The sequence below is a fragment of the Variovorax sp. RO1 genome, assembly GCF_002849325.1.
Classification (GTDB): domain Bacteria; phylum Pseudomonadota; class Gammaproteobacteria; order Burkholderiales; family Burkholderiaceae_C; genus Variovorax.
On the sequence record NZ_PKMT01000006.1, the window covers coordinates 55,339 to 79,563 of the forward strand.

Consider the following 24,225-nt stretch of genomic DNA (forward strand, 5'->3'; position numbering starts at 1 on the left):
GATCTCGTGGCCGCCGCTCAGACCGGCAGGCCCTTGGCGCGCAGCACGGCGTCGAAGCGCTCGGGGTCGGCGGTGCCGGTGCGGTTGGTCTCGCGGATCTTTTCCTCGCGGGCGAGGTGGGCCCGCGTCTTGGCGAGCACGTCGGCCGCTTCGGCGGCCGGCACGGCGATGACGCCGTCGGCGTCGCCCACCACGAGGTCGCCCGGCATCACGACCAGGCCCGCGCACGAGACGGGCACGTTCACTTCGCCGGGGCCGTCCTTGCTGGGCCCGCGGTGCGTGTGGCCGCGCGCGAAGATCGGCATGCCGTCTTCGGCCCATTCACACAGGTCGCGCACCGCGCCGTCGATGACAAGGCCTGCCAACTGGCGCGCGATGCAGGTGGTGCGCATCAGGCCGCCGACCAGCGCCTGCGTGACGTCGCCGCCGCCGTCGATCACGAGCACGTCGCCCGGCGCGACCATCATCAGCGCCTTGTGGATCATCAGGTTGTCGCCGGGCCGCACGCGCACGGTGACGGCCGGGCCGCACAGCACCGTCTCAAGCCGCGCGTGGTACTGGCGCAGCCCGACGGTGCCGACATTGCGGCTCATCGCATCGCCGATGGCGGCCACGGGCAGCGTGCGGAAGGCGTCGACGAGGGCGGCGTCGGGGCCGGGCGCGCGCGGGTTGATGCGGTAGCCGGGCGGCCAGGAGAGCGGAGCGGTCATGCGGTGATTCCGTGCAGAAGGGGTGAAGACAAAACCTGCGGGTTCACGCAAGCCGAAGGATCGACCGGGCGGCCTTGCAGCCAGCCGAGCACGTTGCGTGCGGCGCCGCTGGCCATGCCCGCGAGCGCCGCGGGCGTGGAGCCGCCGACATGCGGCGTGAGCACCACGTTGGGCAGGGCGGCCAGCGGGCTGCCGGCGGGCAGGGGTTCATCGGCCATGGTGTCGAGGCCGGCCGCGTGCAACTGGCCGCTTTGCAGCGCGGCGATGAGCGCGGGCTCGTCAATCACTTCGCCGCGCGCCGTGTTGAGGACGATCGCGCCGCGCGGCAACGCCGCAAGCTGCGCGGCGCCGAGCATCTGGCGCGTGTGGCGGTTGAGCGGCACGTGCAGGCTGAGCACATCGCTCAGCGGCAGCAGCGCATCGAACGAAGGCAGCAGGCGCACGCCGGTCACCGGGCTCGGGCCGTTGCCGAGCGCGGGGTCGAACGCGGCCACCTGCATGCCGAGCGCGAGGCCCACGCGCGCCACGCGCTGGCCGATCTGGCCGAAGCCGACGAGGCCCAGCGTCTTGCCATGCAGCTCCACGCCATCTTGTGCGCGCGACCAGCGGCCGTCGTGCAGCTCGCGGTCCATCCAGCCGATGCGGCGAGCGGCGGCGAGCATCAGGCCGAGCGTCATTTCGGCGACGGACTGCGCGTTGGCGCCGGGCGTGACGTAGACCGGAATGCCGCGCGCGCTGGCCGCCTCGACGTCGATGTTGCTCACGCCCACGCCGTGCTTCGAAATCACTTTCAGCGTCGGGCACGCGGCGATGGCGCGGGCCGACAGCTGCACGGTGCGCGAGATGACGGCGTCGATGGGCTCGCTCGCCATCAGTTGTTCAACTTCTTCAACGCTGTCTGCGTTCGCAAGGTAGATGACGCGGGCGCCGGCTTCGACAAGAAGGTCGGCGCCGGCCTTGGCAAGCCGTGGCGCGGTGACCAGGACGGTGAGGTTCATGAATGGATCGGGGTCGTTCGAGGGGCGGTATGGGCTGGATTGTGGAAATCGCCATTCATTCCGTCCAATCGATAATGTTCATTCAACGATTCCTCGGAGCTATGAATGGACATCCAGCTGCGCGACCTGAAATATTTCGAGGTGGTCGCCGACACCGGCCACCTGGGCCAGGCCGCCGACAAGCTGGGCCGCACGCAGCCCGCGCTGACCAAGGCGGTGCAGAGGCTCGAGGAGGCCTTCGGCAGCGCGCTGTTCGAGCGCAAGGGCCGAGGCATCCAGCTCACGGCGGTGGGCGAGGTGCTGCTCGCGCGGGCCCGGCTGTTGCGCGGCGCCACCGAAGAGGCGCTGCGCGAGGTGAGCGATTTCGCCAAGGGCAACGCGGGCCATGTGCGCATCGGCAGCGGGCCCATCGCGGCCGACCACGTGCTGCCCGAGGTGTGCAACCTGCTGCTGGCCGAGGCCGGCGACACGCGCATCGACATCACCGTCGCGCCCAGCATGGCGCTGCGCGAGCGGCTGCGAGAAGGCGCCATCGACCTCTTGATCGGCCTCATGCCCGAGCACGACCCGGCCTTTGTCACGCATTCCATCGTCGAGGACGTGGTGGTGGTCGCCGCCAGCCCGCAGCACCCCGTGTTCGACCTGCCGAAGATCACGATGAAGTCGCTGCTGCAATGGCGTTGGGTGCTGCCCGCCGACCCCATTCCCAGCCGCCAGTGGCTCGACGCGGCGTTCCAGTCGCGCGGGCTGCCGCTGCCTGCGGTGCAGGTCAACGCGAACTCGATCCCGCTGCTGCCGCGCCTGATCTCGCGCTCCGACATGCTGAGCTTCCTGTCGCGCCACACGCTCGGCGCGGCCGGGCGCGAAGGCACGCTGCGCGAGGTGCCGCTGAAGGAGACCACGCTGCGCCGCCACCTGGGCGTCACGTACCGCAAGGAGGGTTATCTGTCGCCGGCGGCGCGGCGTCTCGTGACCTTGCTGCGCAGCGAAGGGGCGCAGCTTTTTTCGTCGGCGCTTTCGGGCCAGACGCCCACGGCCGTGCTGCACAAAAGCGCCATCGGGCGCGGGTAAGCTTGTGGCCATGAAGCGCAACAGCACCTCCCGACCCGCCAGCACCAAGGCCAACGGCGCACCGCCGCCCGAGGTGCCCGACGGCCAGGTCTCGGCGGTGCTGGCGCGCATCGAAACCCTGTGGTCGTCGCTGGGCCCCGTGGGCCAGCGGATCGCCGACTTCATCGTGAAGAACCCGCGCGAGGTGGTCCACATGTCGGTCAGCGAGGTGGCCGAGCGCACCGGGTCGAGCGAGGGCAGCATCGTGGGCCTGTGCAAGAACCTCGGTGCCACGGGCTTCCAGCAGGTCAAGATCGCGCTGGCGCAGGAACTGGTGCGGCCGGTGGATTTCATCCACGAAGACCTCGACCCGCAGGACAAGGCCGACGCCGTCATCCGCAAGATCTTCCAGAGCAACGTGCAGACGCTGCACGACACGCAGTCGATGCTCGACGCGAAGGCGATGGAGCGCGCGGTGCGGCTGTTCCGCAAGGCCGAGCGCATCGAGATCTACGGCATCGGCAGCTCGGCCACCATCGCTGAAGACGCGCACTACCGCATGCTGCGCATCGGCCTCAATGCCAAGGTGGTGGTCGATTCGCACGTGCAGGCCATCAGCGCTTCGCTCACCAATGCGAAGACGGCGGTGCTCACCATTTCGCATTCGGGCAGCACGCACGAGACGGTGATGGCCACGCGGCTCGCCAAGGAGGCCGGCGCGGCCACGGTGTGCATCACCAACTTCGGCAAGTCACCGATCCAGGCCTTTGCCGACGTGCTGCTGTTCACCATGGCGCGCGAAACCAACTTCCGCACCGAGGCGATGACGAGCCGGCTCGCGCAGCTGGCGATCATCGACGTGCTGATCGCCTGCCTGGCGCTGTCGGACTACGACACCTCGGTGCGCACGCTGCGCCAGACCTTCGACGTGCTCTCGCTCAAGCGGTACTGAGGCGCGGGTTCCACTGCTTCTGAGACGGGCGGCGCCAGCAGCCCCGCCACCGTGGGCGCCACCGCACCCGGCGATTCACCCACCAGCACATAGGCCAGGCCGAGCCGCGCGGCGCCTTCGCCGTCGGTCAGTGGGTTGTCACCGACCACCACCGTGCCCTCGGCGCTCGCACCGAGGCAGCGCAGGCCTTCCTCGAACAGCAGCGGTGCGGGCTTGCCGACCACGCGCCACGGCTGCACGCCGCTGGCCGCGACCACGGCCGCAAGCAGCGCGCCGGTCTCGGGCACCACGCGGCCCTGAGGGCCCGGGTGCGTGGCGTCGGCATTGGTCACCATCAGCTTGGCGCCGCGCCGCAGTTCGTTCGCAATGACCGACAGGCGCGCGTGGCTGAAGTGCATGTCGAGCGCGAGCAGCACAAAGTCGGCGTCGGCGGGCACCAGCCGGCAGCCCTGCGCGCGCGCATAGCGCTGCAGGGCAGGGCTCGCGGCCAGCAGCACGCGCGCCTGCGGATGCTGCTGCGCCAGCTGGCGCACCGCGAGTTCGCCGGCCAGCACGATGCGCTCGGGCGGCACGCGCAGGCCCAGCTTGCGCAGCCGCACCGACAGGCCCTGCGCGGTGTGCGTGGAGTTGTTGGACACGATGGCGTAGCGGTCGTGAAAGTGCGCGAGCAGACGGGCCGCGCCGTCGATCGCCTCCTGCTGGCGCACCAGCGTGCCGTCGAGGTCGACCAGCAGGTGGCGGGCCTGCGTCAGCGCATGGATGCCGCTTCCGTTCGTGGTCCCTGGTGTCGTGTGATGCGTGCTCATGGATCTCTGGTGGTGGGGCCGTCCGGGGGCTCGGCCATGGCGGCGGATTCTATTGAATATTGCTCAGTGATATTTGAATTTTGAAATGAGCTTATTTCATTTTCCTGTCATCTGCGGCTCCTAAAGTTCTCTTCATCCGGGCGTTGCAACCGCACGCCCACCGCTTTCCAAACGAAGGAACCGACCATGAAAAAGCTCCTGGCCCTTGCGGCTGCCGCCCTCACGCTGACTGCCGCGTTGCCGCTGGCCGCGCAGGCCCAATCGGTGGCCGACGGCTCGCGCGAGCGGCCGCTGCGCGTGCTGCTGATCCCGGCCGACGGCGGCACCGAGTCGGGCACCAAGGCCGACTACGCGCCGGTGTTCAACGCCATCACGCGCAGCACCGGCCTGAACTTCGACCTCAAGGTCGGCCAGTCGTACGGCGCGGTGGTCGAGGGCATGTGCAACCAGCTGGCCGACATCGCCTTCTTCGGCCCCGTGTCGTATGTGCAGGCGAACAAGCGCGGCTGCGCGCAGCTGCTGGCCGTGGGCGTGGAGAAGGGCGCCTCGGTGTACTACGCCGGCATGTTCGCCAAGGCCAATGCGCCCATCGCGTCGGTCAAGGACCTCAAGGGCAAGCGCGTGGCCTTCGGCGACGTCAACTCGGCCTCGAGCTTCACCTTCCAGGTCGCGATGCTGCTCGACGCCGGCATGGACCCGGCCAAGGACCTCGGCGCCATCCGCATGACCGGCAGCCACGCGAGCAGCCTGGCCGCGCTGGTGCAGGACCAGGTCGATGTGGCCTCGCTCTCGTTCGACTCCTACGAGAAGGCCGTGAAGCAGGGCGTGGTCGACCCGAAGACGGTGAAGGTGGTGGCGCGCAGCATGCCCATTCCGTACCCGCCGCTGGCGCTCAACTCGAAGCTGCCCGAGCCGCTGAAGGCGAAGCTGAAGGACGCCTTCCAGACCGTGAACAAGGCCCCCGGCGTCACGCCCGACATGATCCGCGGCTACGGCGGCGGCAAGATCGACGGCTACGACACCAAGTTCTCCGAAGCCGAATTCAACGTCGCCGCCGAAAAGCTCGGCCTGCTGACCGACGAGCTCAAGGGCCGCATCCTCGCCAAGTCCGCCGAGCGTTGAGCGTCGCCATGCTGAATTTCGAATCGGTCGCCATGCACTACGCCGACGGCACGCGCGCGCTCGACGGCGTGTCGCTGCAGGTGCCGGCGGGGCAGTTCTGCGTGGTGCTGGGCGCCTCGGGCGCGGGCAAGTCGACGCTGCTCCGCATGGCCAACGGGCTGGTCAAGCCCACGCAGGGCTCGGTGCAGGTCGAGGGCGTGCAGATTGCCGCGAACTCGCTGGCCCGCATCCGTCCGCGCATCGGCATGATCCACCAGCAGTTCAACCTGGTGCTGCGTTCCACCGTGGCCGACAACGTGCTGGCCGGCGCGCTGCCCGCGGTGCCGACCTGGCGCGCGCTGCTCGGCCTGTTCTCCGACGCGCAGCGTGCCAAGGCCTGCGCGCTGATCGAATCGGTCGGCCTGCAGGAGCAGCACCTGCTGCGCCGCGTGAGCGAACTCTCGGGCGGCCAGCAGCAACGCGTGGGCATTGCGCGCGCCTTCATGCTGGAGCCGCCGCTGGTGCTGGCCGACGAGCCCGTGGCCAGCCTCGACCCGCAGACCAGCCACGACGTGCTGTCGCTGCTGCGCACGCAGGCGCGCGAACGAGGCACGACGGTGCTGTGCAGCCTGCATCAGATCGAACTGGCCTGCGAGTTCGCCGACCGCATCGTGGCGCTGCGCCATGGCGCGGTGGTGTTCGACGGCGTGCCCGCGGCCTTCGACCCGAAGGTGTTCGATGCGGTCTACGGGCGCGCCCCGACGCCCGTGCGGCCAGCGCCTGAAGCGTCGTTGCCGCTGCACACCGGCACGCTGGAGTTGGTGTCATGAGCCGCCCCGCATCCGCCTGGGACCTGCCGCGCCCCTTCGGCGCCCGCAGCCTCGCTGTGCTGCTGCTCGTGGTGGTGGTCGGCTTTTTCGCCGGCCAGCGCGTGGAGATGGGCCGCATGCTGTCCCTCACGGGCGAAGGCGTGCTCGCGGCCGTCGGCCTGCGCGACCAGTCGCAGGTGCTGTCGGGCCTGGGCACCATCGCGCGTTCGCTGTTTCCGCCCCAGGTGTCGGAGCGCACCGAGGTGTCGCGCATCGAGGGCTTCGACCGCGAGCGGCTGCCGTGGTTCTCGCATGTCGAGATGGAGGAATCGCGCCAGCCCAAGCTCAACCCGCAGACGCTGCAGATGGAGGAGGTGATCGACCGGCGCGAGGTGCTGGTCGAGCCCTTCGGCTACCTCTGGCATGTGGCGGTGAAGATGCTCGAGACCTTCGAGATCGCCATCTGGGCGACGCTGCTGGCCATCGTGCTGAGCGCACCGCTGGCCTGGTGCAGCGCCAAGAACTACACGCCGAACCGCGCCGTCTACACGCTGGCGCGCAGCGTGGTCGGCATGTTCCGCGCGGTGCCCGAGCTGGTGAGCGCGCTGTTCCTGGTGCTCGCCTACGGCTTCGGCCCCATCGCCGGCGTGCTGGCGCTCGCACTGCACTCGGCCGGCTTTCTCGGCAAGTTCTACGCGGAAGACATCGAGACCGCCGACGACAAGCCGCAAGAAGCGCTGCGTGCCATCGGCGCGAACAAGCTCAAGGTGATGCGCTTCGCGGTGCTGCCGCAAGTGGTGCCGCAGTTCATTGCGTACACGCTGTACATCCTCGACCGCAACGTGCGCATGGCCACCGTGGTGGGGCTGGTGGGCGCGGGCGGCATCGGCCAGGAGCTGAAGGGCCGCTACGACATGTACAACTACGCGCACGTCGGAACGATCCTGATCGCGATCTTCCTCACGGTGCTCGTGCTCGACAGGGTCGCAGCCCGGCTGCGCAGCCGCTATGCCTGAGCGCTGACACCCACCCCCTCTGCCCATTCGGGCACCCGAGTTTTCTCCGTTTCTTCCCGTTCCGGTGCAAGCCCTCCGAGGCCTGCACGGCCCGGCTTCGCCTTGCTTTTCTTCTCACGCCCCTTCGATCCAGAAAAGGACACCTTCATGACCTCACGTTCTTCCCGGTATGGCCTCGCTGCGGCGGGCTTTCTCCTGTGCCTGAGCCTCGCCGCGTGCGGCGGCGGAAGCGGTGGCGGCGGCCTGCCGGTGCTGCCGCCCACCGGCACCGCGCCCCCGACCACCACGCCGGAACAGCCCGGCCAGCCGACGCCGGCGCTGAAGTGCGCGCCCTGAGCCGCGCCGCCTTCATCGACACGCCTCCCACTTCTTCTGTTCTGTCCTCGCGTTGAAAGACTCCCCATGAACCCCACCAACCGTCGCGATTTCTTCCGCAAGTCGGCCGGCGCCGTCGGCGCGGCCTCGGCCCTCACGATGCTGCCGCCCACGATCCGCAAGGCGCTCGCCGCCGACGCCGCCGTCGACACCGGCACCATCAGGGACATCAAGCACATCGTGATCCTGATGCAGGAGAACCGCAGCTTCGACCACTACTTCGGCACGCTGCGCGGCGTGCGCGGCTTCGGCGACCGCTTTCCGATTCCGCTGGCCAACGGCAAGTCGGTGTACTTCCAGTCGAACCCCGCCGGCGGCGCGGAGATTCCGCCATTCCGCCGCGATTCGACGATTGCCAATGCGCTGATCGGCTCGGGCACGCCGCACAACTTTCCCGACCAGCAAGCCGCATGGAACCAGGGAAAGATGGACCGCTGGATCCAGTTCAAAAACCAGGCCACGATGGGCTACTACCTGCGCGAAGACATTCCGTTCCAGTTCGCGCTGGCCGATGCCTTCACGGTGTGCGACAGCTACCACTGCTCCATCCTCACCGGCACCGACCCCAACCGCATCGTGTTTTTCTCTGGCTCCAACTTCAATCCCGAACTGCGCAAGAAGGGCATCAACAGCACCGACACCGACTCCGAACCCATCAACTCGCGCTGCTGGCCCAAGCCATCCAACTGGGTGGCGGGCCGCCCGCAGGAGGCCGACGGCTCCGGCCAGAAAGACCCGATCACGGGCGACTACAACTACAAGTACGTCAACAACGCGTTCAAGTGGGACACGCTGCCCGACGTGCTGCAGAAGAAGGGCGTCAGCTGGCACATCTACCAGAACATGAACAACAACTGGACGGGCGCCATGCACGGCGGCCTGGCCTTCGAGAGCTTCCGCACCGCGCAGCCGGGCTCCCCGATCTATGAACACGGCCTCACGGGCGGCCCCAACGCGGCCGACGGCGCCACCAACTTCCTGGCCCAGCTCAAGCAGGACGTGATGAACGGCACCCTGCCGGAGGTCTCGTGGGTGCTGCCCACGCAGGCGCTGGCCGAGCACCCCGGCAGCAGCGAAGGCACGGCCGGCGCGGCCGACTTCATCGCCGACGTGCTGGACGCGCTCACCTCGAACCCTGCGGTGTGGAGCAAGACCGCGCTGTTCGTGACCTTCGACGAGAACGACGGTTTCTTCGACCACCTGGCCATGCCGGCCGTGCCGTCGTACGACGCGAATGGCAACCTCATGGGCAAGTCGACCGTGCCGCTGGACGGCGAGTACTTCGACGCCTCGGTGGGCAGCTACCTGGCCGCCGCCGACAACACCACCACCGGCAAGATCCGCCCCTGGGGCTTGAGCTCGCGCGTGCCGATGTACGTGGTGTCGCCGTGGAGCAAGGGCGGCTGGGTCAACTCGCAGGTGTTCGACCACACCTCGGTCGGCCGCTTCCTCGAGCAGCGCTTCGACATCACGGTGGACGCGATCAGCCCGTGGCACCGCGCCGTGTGCGGCGACCTCACCACCTGCTTCGACTTCGTGCACCCGAACGACCCGATCGTTCCCACGCTGCCAGACACCAGCAACTTCCCCGCGATCAATACCGAGCAGCGCCGCCTGGCCAACACGGGCGTCATCACCAAAGCACCGGCCACGCCGCAGCCGCTGTACCAGGAGACCGGCACGCGCTTCTCGCGCGCGCTGCCTTACGAGCTGCACACCAGCGCACGCGTCGAGCCGCGCGGCCTCGTGCAGCTGGTGTTCGCGAACTCCGGCACGCAGGGCGCCGTGTTCCACGTGTACGACAAGCTGCACCTGGACCGCATTCCGCGCCGCTACACCGTCGAGGCCGGCAAGCAGCTCGCCGACTACTGGAACACCGGCGCCAGCGACAGCGGCAAGTACGACCTGTGGGTCTACAGCACCAACGGCTATGTGCGCAGCTTCCAGGGCGACGCGCTCGCCCTGGACACCGCCGGCTTCAAGCCCGAGGTGCAGGTCTGCTACGAGCCGGTCGACGGGCAGGTCTACCTGAAGGTGCACAACACGGGCAAGGCGACCGGCAAGGTCACCGTCACAGCCAACGCCTACCGCACCGACGGCCCCTGGACGCTCGAGGTCGCGCCGGGCGCCACCGGCATGCTGCACTGGAGCCTGGAAAAGAGCGGCTACTGGTACGACTTCACCGTCACCGCCGAGCACACCGAGCGCCGCTTTGCGGGCCGCGTCGAAACCGGCAAGCCCGGCGTGAGCGATCCGGCCATGGCCCTGCACCTGAAGGCCTGATCGACATGAAGCGCAAGAACAGAACGCACAGCAAGACCTTGCTCGGGCTGGCCGTGGCCCTCGGCTCCGCAGCGGGCATGGGCATGGGCATCGCCTCGGCCCAGCCGATCACCTGGGACCCGGCCAAGGGCAACCTGGGCATCGGCGACAGGGCCGGCACCACCGGCGTGACGGGCAGCAACGACGTGGCCATCGGCAAGGGCGCGGGCAACAACGTCAGCACCAACTGGAACCTCGCCATCGGTGAGGGCGCCGGCACCGGCGTGTCGGGCAAGAACGCGAACCAGGCCATCGGCTACTACGCGGGCACCAACGTGGTCGGCGGCTGGAACCAGTCGATGGGCCGCAGCGCGGGCCAGAACGTGACCGGCGACTACAACAACGCCGTCGGCTTCTGGGCCGGCACCGACGTGAAGGGCACCGGCAATGAGGCCTACGGCAGCAACGCCGGGCGCAACGTGACCGGCAATGCCAACCAGGCCTACGGCGGCGACGCGGGCCGCAACGTGAACGGAAGCTACAACCTCGCCACGGGGCAGGGTGCGGGCAGCGGCGTCACCGGCTCGGGCAACCAGGCCTCGGGCCAGATGGCCGGCGCGCAGGTGGCGGGCAGCAACAACGTGGCCATGGGGCAGTCCGCGGGCGGTGGTGTGCAGGGCAACCAGAACCTGGCGCTGGGCACGGCCGCGGGCCAGGGCGTGGTGGGCAGCCACAACATCGCACAGGGCAGCGGCGCGGGCCAGAACGTCATGGGCACGGGCAACATCGCGATCGGTGCCGACGCCGGCGTGTATGTCAACGCGAACCAGGCGATTTCGCTGGGCAGCGCCGCACGCGCGAGTGCCGACAACGCCATCGCGCTCGGCAGCAACGCCTCGGCCTCGCACGCCAACAGCGTGGCGCTCGGCGCGGGCAGCACGACCACGCGTGGCGCGCAGTCGAACTACGTGGCGGTGGGCATGAGCGGGCTGCAGTCGTCGGCCGGCGAAGTGGCGCTCGGCAACCGCCAGCTCACCGGCGTGGCACCCGGCAGCGCGCCCGACGACGCGACCAACGTGGGCCAGGTGCAAGGCATGGTGCAGCAGGGCGTGAGCACAGCCAACGCCTACACCGACAGCGTCGCCGCACAGGGCCTGCCGCTGGGCAAGGCCTACACCGACCTCACGGCTGCGCGCCTGCAGAACCAGATGGACGAGAACGCGCGGCGTGCCTATGCGGGCATCGCGGGCGTCGCTGCGATGGAGGCTGCACCTGTCGTTCCCGGCAAGATCAGCTATGCCGTGGGCTTGGGCAACTTCCGCAGTGAAAGCGCCATGGGCGGATCGATTCGCCGCACCTCGCAGGATGGGCGCTACAGCGTGACGATGGGTGTCGGCGCAAGCAGCTCGGGCGTGGTGAGCCGGGTGGCGTTCACAGGGGTGTTCGACTGATCTTGTTCAGGGCGACGATCCCGCCGACGGGTACCTTGCTCCGCGAATGTCCCCCGCCCTTCGGGCTCCTCCTTGGTTTCGCTGCGCAAGGCACCCCATCGACGTGATCGTCATCAGCGCGGTCGTTGATCGGCCAGCACCACGACAGCGCTCGGTGTGCGCAGGACACTGGGTGCTTCCCGCAGCGAAATCAAGGAGGAGGGGCGCAGCCCCGGGGGACATTCGCGGAGGGAAGTACCCGGTGGCCTGGGCACGCGCCCCGAAGAAACTCACTCCCGCGTCAGCACGAAGCGCTTCTGAATCCCGCCTGCCGCAGAAGGCGCGACCCACAAGTCGATCTCACCCGGCTCGACCACAGGCTTCATGTCCCGCCCCAGGAACTGCAGATCGTCGTCGCCGACAGTGAACTCGACCACCTCCGACGCACCCGGTGCGATCCGCACCTTGCGGAAATTTTTCAGCTCGCGCACCGGCCGCGTCACGCTCGCAGCGCGCTGGGCCAGGTACAGCTGCACCACTTCTTCCGCCTCACGCGTGCCCGTGTTGGTGACGGTGGCGCGCACGCGCAGCGTCTTGCCCATGGCAAGCCGGTCGCTGCTCAGCTCGACCTGGTCGTAGCGCACCGGCGCATAGCCGAGGCCGAAACCGAAGGGGTACAGCGCCTCGTTCGTCGCGTCCAGGTAGCGCGTCTTGAAGGCCGTGCCCGGGGCGCTCTCGGGCGAGGGGCGGCCGGTGCGTTTGTGGGCGTAGTAGTAGGGCACCTGGCCAGCAGTCTGTGGAAAGCTCACGGGCAGGCGGCCCGAGGGGTTGGCGTCGCCGAACACCACGTCGGCAATCGCGTGGCCGGTCTGCACGCCGAGGAACCAGGTCACGAGGATGGCGCGCGCATTGCGCACCGCACCCTTGAGCGCCATCGCGCGGCCGTTGCTCAGCAGCACGACCACCGGCTTGCCCGTGGCGGTCACGGCCTCGGCCAGGTCTTGCTGCGCTTGCGGCAGGCCGATGTCGCTGCGCGAGCGCGACTCGCCCGACATCTTCTGGCTCTCGCCGATGGCCAGCACGACCACGTCGGCGTCGCGCGCGGCGGCCACGGCGGTTTCGATGCCGCCCGGCAGCAGCGATTCGACGTTCGCGCCGCGCGTGACGGTCAGCCGCGAAGCCTCGATGCCCAGCGCGGCATGCAGGCCTTCGTCGATGCCCACGGGCGCGGACTGGCCCGGGAACAGGCTCCAGGAGCCCATCAAATCCTTCGTGCCTTCGGCGAAGGGGCCGATCAGCGCGATCTTCTGCGGGCCGGTCTTGGCCAGCGGCAGCAGCTGGCCCTCGTTCTTCAGCATCACGATCGAGCGGCGCGCGCTCTCGCGGGCCAGCGCGATGAACTCGGGGTTCTCCACGCGCTGGTCGGCCGGCGGACCGTCGAGGCCGCGCATCGGGTCGTCGAAGAGGCCGAGCTTGAGCTTGACCCGCAGAACGCGCCGCACCGCCTCGTCGAGCCGCGCCATCGGCACTTCGCCCGAAGCCACGAGGTCGGGCAGGTGGCGGATGTACAGGCCGCTTTGCATGCTCACGTCGGTGCCGGCCATGAAGGCCAGCTTGGCGGCTTCGCGGCTGTTGGCAGCGTGGCCGTGCTCGATGAGTTCCTCGTCGGCCGTGTAGTCGGACACCACGAAGCCCTTGAACTTCCACTCGTCGCGCAGCACGCCGGTGAGCAGCGCGGGGTTGGCGGTAGAGGGGACGCCGCCGATCTCGTTGAAGGCGCTCATGACCGACAACGCGCCCGCATCGAGCGCCGCGCGGAACGGCGGCAGGTAGACCTCGCGCAGCGTGCGCTCGGAAAGCTCGCTCGTGTTGTAGTCGAGCCCGCCCTCGGCCGCGCCGTAGGCCGCGAAGTGCTTGGGGGTGGCGAGCATCGAGTCGGCGTTCGACAACGCGCTGCCCTGGAAGCCGCGCACGCGCGCCGCCGCGAACTGGCGCGCGAGGTACGGGTCTTCGCCCACGCCTTCGAGGCCGCGGCCCCAGCGTGCGTCGCGCGCGATGTCGACCATGGGCGCAAAGGTCCAGCGGAAGCCGTCGGCCGTGGCCTCGACCGCCGCCGCGCGCGCGGTGCGCTCGGCCAGCGCGGGCTCCCAGCTCGAGGCCTCGGCCAGCGGCATCGGGAAGATGGTGCGAAAGCCGTGGATCACGTCGGCACCGAAGATCAGCGGAATGCCGAGGCGCGACTCGCGCACCGCCACCTGCTGCAACCGCCGCTTGCCTTCGAGCCCGGCGTTGTTGAACAGGCCCGTGAGGCGCCCGTTGCGCACGTCCTCGGTCTCCTGCTGCCCGTTGCGCCAGCCGGCCTGCGGGTTGTTCGGAATGTTGATGTCGGCCGGACCGTACAGGCTGAGCTGGCCGGCCTTTTCCTGCGGCGTCATGCGCGCGATCAGCGACTCGATGCGGGCATCGGCCGCGTCGAGCGCCTGGGACGGGTGAGAGGGCTGGAGGGCTTTGGGAACGGACGCCGCGGTGGCGGGGGGAATCAGGGCGGGGAGGGAGAGGGCGGACAGGACGAGGGCGAGAACGGCGGCTTTTCGAACATGCATGGCCGCCTATTCTGCAGACAACACCCGTCGGCCCCGGCCAGCGGGTTTCCGCCCTGGGCGTAGGGGCTTGTCTGACCCCGGCCGCTTCGGGCCCTGCGGGTCAGTCCGCACCCAGCCGCAGCCGGCTGGGCAGGCGTTTCTCGATCGCGAACTTCAACAACGCCGCGCAGCGGAAGATGCCGTGCGCGAACTTGCCGTAGGGCAGCGTGAGAAAGAGCGCCATCACCACGCCCAGGTGCACGGCGAGCAGCAGCGCCATGAAGGTCGTGTCGCGCCATGCGAGCAGTGCGAGGCCGGTGAGGCTCGTGAGCAGCAGCAGGGCGATGAAGCCGCGGTCCATCGGCCGCTGCGCCGCATCGCCGTGCGCGGCGTGGCGCCGCAGGTTCAGCCACAACAGGCCGACGGGGCCGATCACGAGGCCGATGCCACCCGCGGTGCCCAGCAGCACCGGCAGGCTCGTGAGCGCATAGGGCGCGTGCAGGTCGAACAGGTAGTGGTACAGCGTCGCCACGCAGGTGGAAGCGAAGCACAGCATGAAGCCGTAGAAGGTGAAGTGGTGGAAGCGCCGGCGCCACAGCGTGAAGCGGTCGTCTGCGTTGTTGCAGCCTTCGCCGTGGCCGCCGTCCAGGTAGGTCAGGCGCAGCGCGTCGTGCGCGGCCTCGGCGCTCGCTGCGCGGCGCACGCCCGGCAGGTCGGGGGCGTTGGCCGGGTCGTTCGCGGGCGAGACCTCGCGCCAGAAGCGGCGCGCGCCCATGGCCAGCGCGAACATCACGAACAAGAACACCACGCCGAACACCAGCGTGAGGAAGTTGTGCGGAAAGATCGCGTAGAAATTGCCTGCGAGCGGTTCGTGCAAGAGCGAACCCGACATCGCCACGGCCAGCACGAGGAACAACGCGAGCCCGCTCGCCAGTGCCAGCGCGACGGTGAGCCCGGCCTTCTTGTAGAGCGCGCCCATCGCGGGCGGCCAGGCGTAGTCGTGGTACGTCTGCAGGCGCACCTGCGCCATCGCCTGCGGCACGTTCACCGCGAACTCGTGCGGCGGTGCGTACTGGCAGGCATGCAGGCACGAACCGCAGTTGTGGCACAGGTTCGCGAGGTAGTGCGTGTCGGCCTTGCCGAATTCGAGCCGGCGCGTCATCGCGGGGAACACGGCGCAAAAGCCTTCGCAGTAGCGGCAGGCGTTGCAGATCTGCAGGATGCGCGCGACCTCGCCTTCGGAGGCGGTCAACGGCAGCGCGGCCTGGATCGGGATCACGCGCTGCGATGGCGACGGGGTGCTGCCGATGCCGTCGGCATCCGCACGGGCGCGTGCGACGAGGTCAGTGAGCTGCTGCAAGGGCGGTCTCCGGGGAGTTCTTCGTAATGTTCTTTGCCGCGTTCGCAGCCTGCGTGCCGGCGATGCGGCCGAAGGCCGTGCCGATGCTCATGCCCACGCCGGCCGTGTAGCCCTTGCCCAGCACGTTGCCGGCCATCATTTCGCCGGCCACGAAGAGGTTGGGGCTCGGCCGTCCGCCGAAGCGCACGGCCGCCGTCTCGTCGACCTTCAGGCCCAGGTAGGTGAAGGTGATGCCGGGGCGCAGCGGGTAGGCGTAGAAGGGCGCGGTGTCGATCGGGCGCGCCCAGTGCGTCTTGGCGGGCGCGAGGCCTTCGGTGTGGCAATCGTCCAGCGCGGTGTGGTCGAAACGGCCGACGCGACAGGCGGCGTTGTAGTCCTGCACAGTGCGCACGAAGGTGGCTTCGTCCAGCCCGATCTGCTGTGCGAGTTCGCCGAGCGTGTTCGCCTGCGTGCCGGTGAACACGGGCGGCATGAAGCGACCGACCGCCTGCTGGTCGATGACCGACCATGCGATCTGCCCCGGCTGCTGCGCCACGAGCCGGCCCCAGATCGCATAGCGCTTGGGCCAGAAGTCTTCACCCTCGTCATAGAAGCGCTGCGCGTCGCGGTTGACCACCACGCCGAGCGAGACGCAGTCGATGCGCGTGCAGATGCCGCCGTCGTACAGCGGCGCGCGCGCGTCGATGGCGACCATGTGGCCCTGCGACGGATCGCCGATGCTGTCGGCGCCTGCGGCGATCATGTGTTTGAGCAGCACGCCCTGGTTGAAGCGCGTGCCGCGGATGAGGAAGTTGTCGGCCGGCCATTCGCCGCGTTCGTTCTGGCCCCACGCTTCGCGCAGCCATTCGCGGTTCGATTCGAAGCCGCCCGAGGCCAGCACGCAGCTTTTCGCTTCGATGCGCTCGCCGGCCTCGGTGCGCACGGCCACGAAGCGGTCGACGTCGAGCTCGACCGAGGCCACGGGCGTGTCGTAGCGGATCTGCACGCCGAGCGTTTCGGCGCTGCGGTAATAGGCGTTGACGAGCGCCTTGCCGCCGCCCATGAAGAAGGCGTTGGTGCGCGCCACATGCAGCGCACCCGACAGCGGCGGCTGAAAGTGCACGCCGTGGCGACGCATCCAGTCGCGGCAGTTCGACGAGGCGCGAATCACGAGGCGGGCCAGGTGCTCGTCGGTGAGGCCGCCGGTCACCTTCAGCAGGTCTTGCCAGTACTCCTCTTCAGGGTAGGCCTCGACCAGCACGTCCTGCGGCGCGTCGTGCATGCAGCGCAGGTTACGGGTGTGCTGCGAATTGCCGCCGCGCCATGCCTTGGGCGAGGCCTCCAGCAGCAGCACCGAAGCGCCGGCCTCGCGCGCCATCAGGGCGGCGCACAGCGCGGCATTGCCGCCACCGACAACCAGTACGTCTATCACTCGTGGGTCTCCTTGGAATGCAGGAGACTTTAGGGCGCATGGCCTTCACGCGAAAGGCCGAAAGACGCAACAGGTGTTCAGCTTTCGAGAAGACTTGCGCCGGCCCAGCGGCCTTCGCTGACCAGCATGCGGGCCGTTTCGGTGACCACCACGCGCGCGGCCAGCGCGGCGGGCGAAAGCTCATCGTCCGACAGGCTCACGAGCAGGTTGCGGCGCCCGACGTGCGCGTCGGAAATCTGCGTGAGCTCGAGGTCGTCGCGGTCGTGCCGCGCGGTGGCGGCGCCGGGCTGAATGGTGGCGCCGTGGCCGGCGCGCACCGCGTCCATCAGCAGCGCCAGGCCGTCGACCTCGGCCACGATGCGCGGCGCCACGCGCGCCCGCGCAAAGGCGGCCATCAGCGTGGCGCGCAGGCCGTGGCTGCCGCTGGGCAAAATCAGCGGCACCTCGGCCAGTTGCGACAGCCGCACCTTCGCACCGGTGGGGCGCGGCGTGAGTTGAGGCGAGGCGATCACGAAGAGCTTTTCGGCCAGCAGCGGCGCCACGCTCCAGCGCCGTGGCGTATCCGTCTGGAACAGCACCGCCAGGTCGAGCTGGCGCGCGTGCAGCATGGTGGTGAGGTGGCCCGACAGCGCCTCGACCATGTGCAGCCGCACCTCGGGGTAGCGCGCCTGCATCGCCTGCATGAGCGGCACGCCCAGCACGGTGGCGGTGGTGGGCGCCAGGCCCACGCTCACATGGCCCGACAGCCGCGCCTGCTGCGCGGCGCGCACGGCGTCGTCGGCATGGCGCAGCATGAGCTGTGCCTGGTGCAGGAAAGCCAGGCCCGCATCGGTGGGCGTGACGCCGGTCGAGCTGCGCTGCAGGAGGCGCGTCGAGAGCTCGCTTTCGAGGCGGCTGATCTGCTGGCTCAGCGCCGAGGTGACCACCCCCAGCTCCACGGCCGCGCGGCCCATGCTGCGCAGTTCGCAGACCTTGACGAAGTAGCGCAGTTGTCTCAGTTCCATGCGCGCATCATGGCGCAGGCACGGGAGCTAGGGCCGGCTAACCCCATGCAAGGGGTCGCGCAGCAGCCCGAAGGGAAGCTCGCCATAGCCCGTCCCTCGGCGTTGCGCTCCTTGCGTGTGCGGACGCACACGCGGCGTCGCGCGCCTTGATGGGCGGGCTATGGCGAGCTTCGCGACCCCTTGCATGGGGTTAGCCGGCCCTATGGCCGCGTCGCAGCAGCAACCATCCGAACAGCGGGGCCGTGATGTACATCACCACCGAGTAGATCGCGGCCGGCAGCGCGAGCGGAAAACTCCCGAGCACGCTCACCGCGATGAAGATGGCGAGCGTGGAGTTGTGGATGCCGATCTCGTAGCTGATGGCGGTGGCCAGCGGCTTGTCCAGGCCGGCTGCGCGGCTCAGGTAGTAGCCGGCCAGCAGGCTCACGAGGTTGAACAGCAGCACCGGCACGCCGATCTCGGCGAAGGTGGAGGTGATGGTCTTCCACTCGTTGGCGATGGCGAGCACCGTGACCACCGCGAGCACCACGCCGCTGAAGATCTTGGTCGGCTTTTCCATGCGTGCCGCGAAGCCGGGTTGGCGCGACGCGACGAACATGCCGATGGCCACCGGCACCAGCACGATGGCGATCACCTCGACCAGCTTGCGTGTCTGCAGCGGCACCACCTGTCCGCTCGGCGCGAAGTGGTTGATGGCCCAGTTGGCAATGAGCGGCAGCGTGACGATCGACAGCAGCGTGTTCACCGCGGTGAGCGAGATGTTCATCGCCCCGTTGCCGCCGAACAGGTGTGAGAACAGGTTGGCCGAGATGCCGCCCGGCGAGGCCGCCAGCAGCATGAGCCCGATGGCGAACACCGGCGACAGCCCGAAGCCCACGATGATCGCGTAGCAGGCCAGCGGCAGGCCGATGACCTGCAGCACGAGCGCGAGGGTCACGGCTTTGGGGTGCTTGAACAGGCGCCGGAAGTCGGCGAGCGAGAGCGACAGCCCCAGCCCGAACATCACGAGCGCGAGCGCGCCGAACAGGAACCGGGTCACGATGAGCGTGGTGTCCATGGGTTTGTCTCCTCTTTCGTTCTTCTATTTAAAAAAATGGCTGCCGGCACCCGTCGCGCGGGCGCTGGCAGCCGTGGAAACCGGGACCGACGCGTGGTCTTATTGTTTGTAGCTGTCGTCGATGCGGTCGAGTTTGCGGATCAGCGAAGGCCAGACGAACATGCCGCCGAGGCCGCCGCTTTGCACCTTCATCGCCTGGCCCACGCCATCGATGATCTTCGGGTTCACGTGCGTGAGTTCGCCGCCACCGGACTGCGCGGCGATCTGGATCTGGCAGGTGTTTTCGAAGGTGTACATCGAAAGGAAGGCGTCGGCAATGGTCTTGCCGCAGGTCAGCAGGCCGTGGTTGCGCAGCATGAGGAAGTTGGCATGACCCATGTCGGCCTGCAGGCGCGGCTTCTCGTCGTCGCGGAAGGCGACGCCTTCATAGTCGTGGTACGCGAGCGAGGCCAGCACGAAGGTCGACTGCTGGCTGATGGGCAGCACGCCGTTCTTCTGCGCGCTCACGGCAATGCCGGCCCGGGTGTGGGTGTGCAGCACGCACTGGATGTCTTCGCGTGCGGCATGCACGGCGCTGTGGATCACGAAGCCGGCCGGGTTCACGGGGTAGGGCGAGTCGATGATCTTGTTGCACTGCTGGTCGACCTTGACCAGGCTCGACGCCGTGATCTCGTCGAACATCAGACCGTAGGGGTTGATCAGGAAGTGATGCTCGGGGCCGGGCACGCGCGCGCTGATGTGCGTGAACACCAGGTCGCTCCAGCCGTACAGCGCCACCAGGCGGTAGCAGGCGGCGAGGTCGACGCGCAGCTGCCATTCTTCGGCGGAGACGAGCTTCTGGATTTCGGAGGCGGAGGTTGCGTTCATGGGGGTGTGTCCTTTCGTGATCAGGCGGCGGCCGGCTCTTGCAGCACCGTCTTGTAGATGCTCTGCTTGGGCTGCGCCATCAGGCGGCGCAGCATGGGTTCGAATTCACTGATGGGCAGGGTCTCGGCCTTGGGGTCGAAGGCCGGGTTGTCGTAGAGCGCGCAGAACTCGGCCGTGCGCTCGTAGTGCGGGTGGTCCTTGAAGTTGTCGCGCATGTCGCGGTCCAGCCTGATGTGGTGGAAGAAGTAGTGGCCCTGGAAGATGCCGTGGTGCTGCACCATCCAGTGGTTGGCTTCGCTCACGAAGGGCTTGACGATGGCGGCGGCAATGTCGGGGTGGTTGAAGCTGCCGAGCGTGTCGCCGATGTCGTGCAGCAGTGCGCACACCACGTATTCCTCGTCGCGGCCGTCGCGCAGCGCGCGCGTGGCGGTCTGCAGCGAGTGCGTGTAGCGGTCGACCGGAAAGCCGCCGTAGTCGCCTTCGAGGATCTGCAGGTGCTTGATCACGCGCGCGCGCGGGCAGGCCGCCCGTGAACTGCATGAACTCGCCGCCGATCAGTTGCCAGTCTTCGCGCGTGCTCTCTTGCATGCTCTTGAAACTTGCCCGTGCATTCATCGTGTGCGTCTCCGTTCTTGGGGGAATGGCGGTCACTGTAGACCTGCGCTTGACCTTCAACTGTCAAGAATTTGACAATGTAGGCTTCTGGTAAACCCGCCTCGGGTGCCCTTCCTCTCCCTTTCCTCCTCCATGGCCACCTCGACCAAGCCGCGCCTTTCGGCCGCGCACCGCACCGCGCTCGACGGCAACCCGTGGTTCACCAGCATGCCGCGCGCGCAGCGCGACGCGCTGGTGGGCGCGGCCGAATTGCTGCACGTGCGCCGCGGCACGATGGTGTTTCGCCAGGGCGATCCGATCCACGCGGCGGGCGGCGGCTTCTACGGGCTGGTGGCGGGCACCATCAAGATTTCGTCGCTGCGCCAGGACGGGCGCGAAGCCATCCTCGCAGTGCTGGAGCCGGGCAACTGGTTCGGCGAGATCACGCTCATCGACGGCTCGCCGCGCACGCACGACGCCACCGCGCTCGAAGCGCTCGACCTGCTGGTGGTGTCGCCCGATGCCTTTGCGCGGCAGATGCGCGACGTGGCGTTTTCCAACGCCATCGCCGCGATGCTGGCCGCGCGCGTGCGCATGCTCTACGGGCTGGCGGAAGACGCCACCTTGCGCAGCCTGCGCGCGCGTGTGGCGCACCGGCTGCTGGTGCTGGCGCGCGGCGACGCCACGCAGTCGGTGCACCTGCGGCACGAACTCATGCTGTCGCAGGAGGCGCTGGCCATGATGCTCGGCGTGACGCGTCAGACGCTGTCGAAGGAGCTCAACGCGCTGGCCACCGAAGGCGTGGTGTCGCTGGGCTACGGGCGCATCGAACTGCTGTCGCTCGACGCGTTGCAGGGGCTGGTGCGCACGGGGTGATGGGGTGATGGTCTTGTCACAACGCGGGCAGGGCGCAGGCGTATAAGACCTTCCCGGTCCGTCATTCCGGCGGTTCGGCGTCTTATTTCTTCACTGGAAGGTGGCGAATCATGAGCAACAACAAACCGACGGTCGTGCTGGTCCATGGTTTCTGGGGCGGCGCCGCGCACTGGCACAACGTCATCGTCGAACTCTTGCGCAAGGGCCACACGGCGATCCGCGCGGTCGAGCTGCCGCTGACCTCGCTCGCCGACGACGCCGAGCGCACACGCAAGATGGTGGCGCAGGTGCAGGGGCCGGTGCTGCTGGTCGGCCACTCGTACGGCGGCGCGGTGATCACGCAGGCCGGCGACATGCCCAACGTGGTCGGGCTGGTCTACATCGCCGCCTTTGCGCCCGATGCGGGCGAAAGCCCCGGCGGCATCACGCAGGAGCATCCACCGGTGGCCGTGCCCAACCTGGCGCCCGACAGCGACGGCTACCTGTGGGTGATCCCCGAGAAATACCACGAGAGCTTCTGCCAGGACCTGAGCGCCGAAGAAGGCCTGGTGATGGGCCTCACGCAGAAGGCGCCGCTGGCCAGCACCTTCGGCGACACCATCACGGCGCCGGCCTGGAAGAAGAAGCCGTCGTGGTACCAGATCTCGAGCGAGGACCGCATGATCTCGCCCGTCAATCAGGAGCGCATGTCGGCGCGGCTGGGCGCGAAGAAGGTCATCACGCTGGCAGCCAGCCATGCCTCGCTGGCGTCAATGCCGGCCGAAGTGGCCGCACTGATCGACGAAGCCGCGAGCGCCTGAGGCCGGTTACGCGCAGCGCTCCGTGCGCTGCGCAGCCGTCGGGCGGGCCCGCCAGCCGAGGAAGGCCACGGCGCAGGCCGCCGCAACCACGATCGCCACGGCCACGCCCATCACCGAGAAGAAGGCCTGGTCGAAGGCCGCGTGCGCGAGTGCCACGAGCTGCGAGGCGATCGGCGCGGGCAGCGTTTCGGCAGCCAGCAGCGCGGCGTCGATGCTGTCGCTTGCCGAGGCCGGCACGGCCAGGCCGTCGGGAATGACCAGCGCGGCCGTGTAGCTCGACGAGAGCACGCTGCCCAGCAATGCGATGCCCAGCACGCCGCCGAGTTCGTACGACACCTCTTCGATCGACGCCGCCATGCCGGCGTGTTCGACGGGCGCGTTGTTCATGACCGCGTTGGACGCCGCCGTGATGGTCGCGCCCACGCCCAGCCCCAGCAGCACGAGGATGGCCGGCTTGAGCAGGCCTGCGGCATCGACCGCCAGTGCGAGGGCGCACAGCGCCAGCGCCGTGGTGACGAGGCCGCCCAGGATGACGGGGCGCGAGCCGATGCGCGCCAGCAGCAGGCCCGCGAGCGGCCCCGCCACGAAGGCGGCCAGCGGCAGCGGCAGCAGCGTGAGGCCCGCCTGCAGCGGCGTGAGTCCGACCACCAGCTGCAGCCGCTGGCTGAACACCAGCTCGACACCGATCAGCGCCACCGAGGCCACGATGGCCGCGATCACGCCGCCCGAGAAGTACGCGTTGCGGAACAGGCGGAAGTCGATCAGCGGCGCGCTGCTGAGCCGCTGGCGCCGCACGAACAACGCCATGGCCACCACGGCGAGTGCGCCGGTGATGACGGCCGTGAGGGCCGAGGGCGCGAATTTCGTGAGCTCCTTGATAGTCAGCACGAGGAAGACCAGTCCCACCAGCACCTGCACCGAGCCGATGAAGTCCCACGGGCGCGTGCCGGTGTTCTGCTGCGTCGGCAGCAGCCACAGGGCCAGCACCAGCGCGAGCACCACCACGGGCACGTTGATGAGAAACACCGAACCCCACCAGAAGTATTCGAGCAGCACGCCGCCCACGACCGGCCCGAGCGCTGCGCCGCCCGAGGCCACCGAGGCCCACACGCCGATCGCCACGGCGCGCTCGCGCTCGTCGGTGAACACCAGCCGCAGGATCGCCAGCGTGGCCGGCATCATCATCGACGCGCCCACGCCCAGCAGGGCCCGCGCGGCGATGAGGACGGCCGGGTTCGGCGCGTAGGCCGCGCACAGCGAGGCCACGCCGAACACGGCCAGGCCCGCGACGAACATGCGCCGGTAACCCACGCGGTCGCCCAGCGCGCCCATGCCCAGCAGGAAGCCGGAGACGACCACCGTGTACGCGTTGAGGATCCACAACTTCTCGGTGGCCGATGCGGCCAGGTCGTGCGTGAGCGTGGGCAGTGCCGTGTAGAGCACGGTCATGTCGACCACGATCAGCAGCAGCGCCATCGAGACGATGCCGAGCGTGATCCATTTCTTGGCGGTGGGGTTCAAGCCGTTCATGGCGTGGCCCTCCGGTCGTGCGACTGTGCGGTGGTGCCGTCCAGTTCCTTGAGCATCGTCACGGAGACCGTCGTGCAGCCGCGTGCGTGGAAGAAGTCGTGCGCGCGGGTGTTGCCGATGCCGCTTTCGAGAAAGAGGCGCTGGACGCCGTGGCGCTGCAGCTCGGCGCAGACCCAGTCGAACAGCTGCCCGCCCAGGCCCATGCCCTGGAAGCGCGCATCGACGACGAGGTCGTCGAGCGTCGCGAAGCTGCGCGCGGCGCGGCGGGTGTCGTCGATGGAGATCAGCGCGAAGCCGGCCAGTGCGCCGTCGATTCGCGCGACCGCTACACGTGCGTTGGCGGCGGCCGCGGCTAGCGCCAGCGTTTCACGCAGCTGGGTTTCGAAGAGGGCGGGCAGGTCGGGGCGCCATTCGCCGATCGCAATGGCGCGCTGCTCCTGCAACTCGGAGTGAGAGATGTAGGCGGGAGAAAGTTGCTGCAGGAACAGGGCGGTCAACGCCTGCGCCTGGGAAGGATCGCTGCACCAGCTCAGTTCGAACGCCGGTGCCGTCTTGTTGTTCACATTCGTCATGGCGTCATCTTGCGTCATTGAAATGAATGAATAAAGATGGAATCAATCTGAAAAATAGATGGG

The 24,225-nt window shown here is 68.7% G+C and carries 21 protein-coding genes and 1 pseudogene; 10 read left to right on the top strand and 12 right to left on the bottom strand.

Annotated elements, in window-relative coordinates:
• Positions 1-17 precede the first annotated feature (17 nt).
• Together CY658_RS25330 and CY658_RS25335 are read right to left on the bottom strand one after the other, a co-directional pair.
• Positions 18-710, bottom strand: a complete 693-nt coding sequence (locus tag CY658_RS25330) for an RraA family protein (RefSeq protein WP_101492830.1) — start codon at positions 708-710, stop codon at positions 18-20.
• A complete protein-coding gene (locus CY658_RS25335; protein WP_101492831.1) occupies positions 707-1,708 on the bottom strand; it encodes a hydroxyacid dehydrogenase in 1,002 nt (333 codons plus the stop codon). Before CY658_RS25335 ends, CY658_RS25330 begins: the two co-directional genes overlap by 4 nt.
• A gap of 105 nt (positions 1,709-1,813) precedes the next feature.
• Between CY658_RS25335 and CY658_RS25340 the strand changes: the two genes are divergently transcribed.
• Positions 1,814-2,779, top strand: coding sequence for a LysR family transcriptional regulator (locus tag CY658_RS25340; protein ID WP_101492832.1), 966 nt, complete (start codon positions 1,814-1,816; stop codon positions 2,777-2,779).
• Between the two features lie 10 nt (positions 2,780-2,789).
• Complete coding sequence (locus CY658_RS25345) at positions 2,790-3,710, top strand: MurR/RpiR family transcriptional regulator (protein ID WP_180839052.1); 921 nt, start codon at positions 2,790-2,792, stop codon at positions 3,708-3,710.
• On the opposite strand, the gene CY658_RS25350 is transcribed toward CY658_RS25345, so the two are convergent.
• A complete protein-coding gene (locus CY658_RS25350; RefSeq protein ID WP_101492833.1) occupies positions 3,647-4,516 on the bottom strand; it encodes an HAD-IIA family hydrolase in 870 nt (289 codons plus the stop codon). The genes CY658_RS25345 and CY658_RS25350 overlap by 64 nt on opposite strands.
• A gap of 186 nt (positions 4,517-4,702) precedes the next feature.
• Between CY658_RS25350 and CY658_RS25355 the strand changes: the two genes are divergently transcribed.
• The 6 genes from CY658_RS25355 to CY658_RS25380 all read left to right on the top strand — a co-directional run bounded on the left by CY658_RS25355 (position 4,703) and on the right by CY658_RS25380 (position 11,530).
• Positions 4,703-5,638, top strand: a complete 936-nt coding sequence (locus CY658_RS25355; protein WP_101492834.1) for a phosphate/phosphite/phosphonate ABC transporter substrate-binding protein — start codon at positions 4,703-4,705, stop codon at positions 5,636-5,638.
• A gap of 8 nt (positions 5,639-5,646) precedes the next feature.
• Positions 5,647-6,447, top strand: a complete 801-nt coding sequence (gene phnC / locus CY658_RS25360; protein ID WP_101492835.1) for a phosphonate ABC transporter ATP-binding protein — start codon at positions 5,647-5,649, stop codon at positions 6,445-6,447.
• A complete protein-coding gene (gene phnE / locus CY658_RS25365) occupies positions 6,444-7,442 on the top strand; it encodes a phosphonate ABC transporter, permease protein PhnE (RefSeq protein ID WP_101492836.1) in 999 nt (332 codons plus the stop codon). The genes phnC and phnE overlap by 4 nt, the downstream gene beginning before the upstream one ends.
• A 147-nt stretch (positions 7,443-7,589) precedes the next feature.
• Positions 7,590-7,778, top strand: a complete 189-nt coding sequence (locus CY658_RS25370; protein ID WP_101492837.1) for a hypothetical protein — start codon at positions 7,590-7,592, stop codon at positions 7,776-7,778.
• A gap of 66 nt (positions 7,779-7,844) precedes the next feature.
• A complete protein-coding gene (locus tag CY658_RS25375; RefSeq protein WP_101492838.1) occupies positions 7,845-10,100 on the top strand; it encodes a phosphocholine-specific phospholipase C in 2,256 nt (751 codons plus the stop codon).
• A gap of 5 nt (positions 10,101-10,105) precedes the next feature.
• Positions 10,106-11,530, top strand: coding sequence for a YadA family autotransporter adhesin (locus CY658_RS25380; protein ID WP_101492839.1), 1,425 nt, complete (start codon positions 10,106-10,108; stop codon positions 11,528-11,530).
• A gap of 269 nt (positions 11,531-11,799) precedes the next feature.
• On the opposite strand, the gene CY658_RS25385 is transcribed toward CY658_RS25380, so the two are convergent.
• The 7 genes and pseudogenes from CY658_RS25385 to CY658_RS25415 form a co-directional block, all read right to left on the bottom strand.
• A complete protein-coding gene (locus CY658_RS25385) occupies positions 11,800-14,112 on the bottom strand; it encodes a glycoside hydrolase family 3 N-terminal domain-containing protein (protein WP_101492840.1) in 2,313 nt (770 codons plus the stop codon).
• A 100-nt stretch (positions 14,113-14,212) separates the two neighbouring features.
• Positions 14,213-15,451 (bottom strand): tricarballylate utilization 4Fe-4S protein TcuB, encoded by a 1,239-nt coding sequence (tcuB, locus tag CY658_RS25390; protein ID WP_101492841.1) that lies wholly within the window; start codon positions 15,449-15,451, stop codon positions 14,213-14,215.
• Positions 15,435-16,862: an FAD-dependent tricarballylate dehydrogenase TcuA gene (gene tcuA / locus CY658_RS25395; protein ID WP_101492842.1), complete on the bottom strand. Its 1,428-nt coding sequence runs from the start codon at positions 16,860-16,862 to the stop codon at positions 15,435-15,437. Before tcuA ends, tcuB begins: the two co-directional genes overlap by 17 nt.
• 77 nt (positions 16,863-16,939) lie before the next feature.
• Positions 16,940-17,866, bottom strand: coding sequence for a LysR family transcriptional regulator (locus CY658_RS25400; RefSeq protein WP_101492843.1), 927 nt, complete (start codon positions 17,864-17,866; stop codon positions 16,940-16,942).
• Positions 17,867-18,056: 190 nt separating this feature from the next.
• On the bottom strand, positions 18,057-18,923 hold the full coding sequence (locus tag CY658_RS25405; RefSeq protein ID WP_101492844.1) for a bile acid:sodium symporter family protein: 867 nt from the start codon (positions 18,921-18,923) through the stop codon (positions 18,057-18,059).
• Positions 18,924-19,022: 99 nt separating this feature from the next.
• A complete protein-coding gene (locus CY658_RS25410; protein ID WP_101492845.1) occupies positions 19,023-19,790 on the bottom strand; it encodes a class II aldolase/adducin family protein in 768 nt (255 codons plus the stop codon).
• A gap of 20 nt (positions 19,791-19,810) precedes the next feature.
• Positions 19,811-20,405 (bottom strand): annotated as a pseudogene (locus CY658_RS25415) (HD domain-containing protein).
• A gap of 132 nt (positions 20,406-20,537) precedes the next feature.
• On the opposite strand from CY658_RS25415, the gene CY658_RS25420 reads away from it, so the two are divergent.
• A complete protein-coding gene (locus tag CY658_RS25420) occupies positions 20,538-21,260 on the top strand; it encodes a Crp/Fnr family transcriptional regulator (protein WP_099796622.1) in 723 nt (240 codons plus the stop codon).
• A gap of 110 nt (positions 21,261-21,370) precedes the next feature.
• Complete coding sequence (locus CY658_RS25425; protein WP_101492846.1) at positions 21,371-22,060, top strand: alpha/beta hydrolase; 690 nt, start codon at positions 21,371-21,373, stop codon at positions 22,058-22,060.
• Between the two features lie 6 nt (positions 22,061-22,066).
• On the opposite strand, the gene CY658_RS25430 is transcribed toward CY658_RS25425, so the two are convergent.
• Both CY658_RS25430 and CY658_RS25435 read right to left on the bottom strand, forming a co-directional pair.
• Positions 22,067-23,590, bottom strand: coding sequence for an MFS transporter (locus CY658_RS25430; protein WP_101492847.1), 1,524 nt, complete (start codon positions 23,588-23,590; stop codon positions 22,067-22,069).
• On the bottom strand, positions 23,587-24,180 hold the full coding sequence (locus tag CY658_RS25435) for a GNAT family N-acetyltransferase (protein WP_101492848.1): 594 nt from the start codon (positions 24,178-24,180) through the stop codon (positions 23,587-23,589). The genes CY658_RS25430 and CY658_RS25435 overlap by 4 nt, the downstream gene beginning before the upstream one ends.
• Positions 24,181-24,225 lie beyond the last annotated feature (45 nt).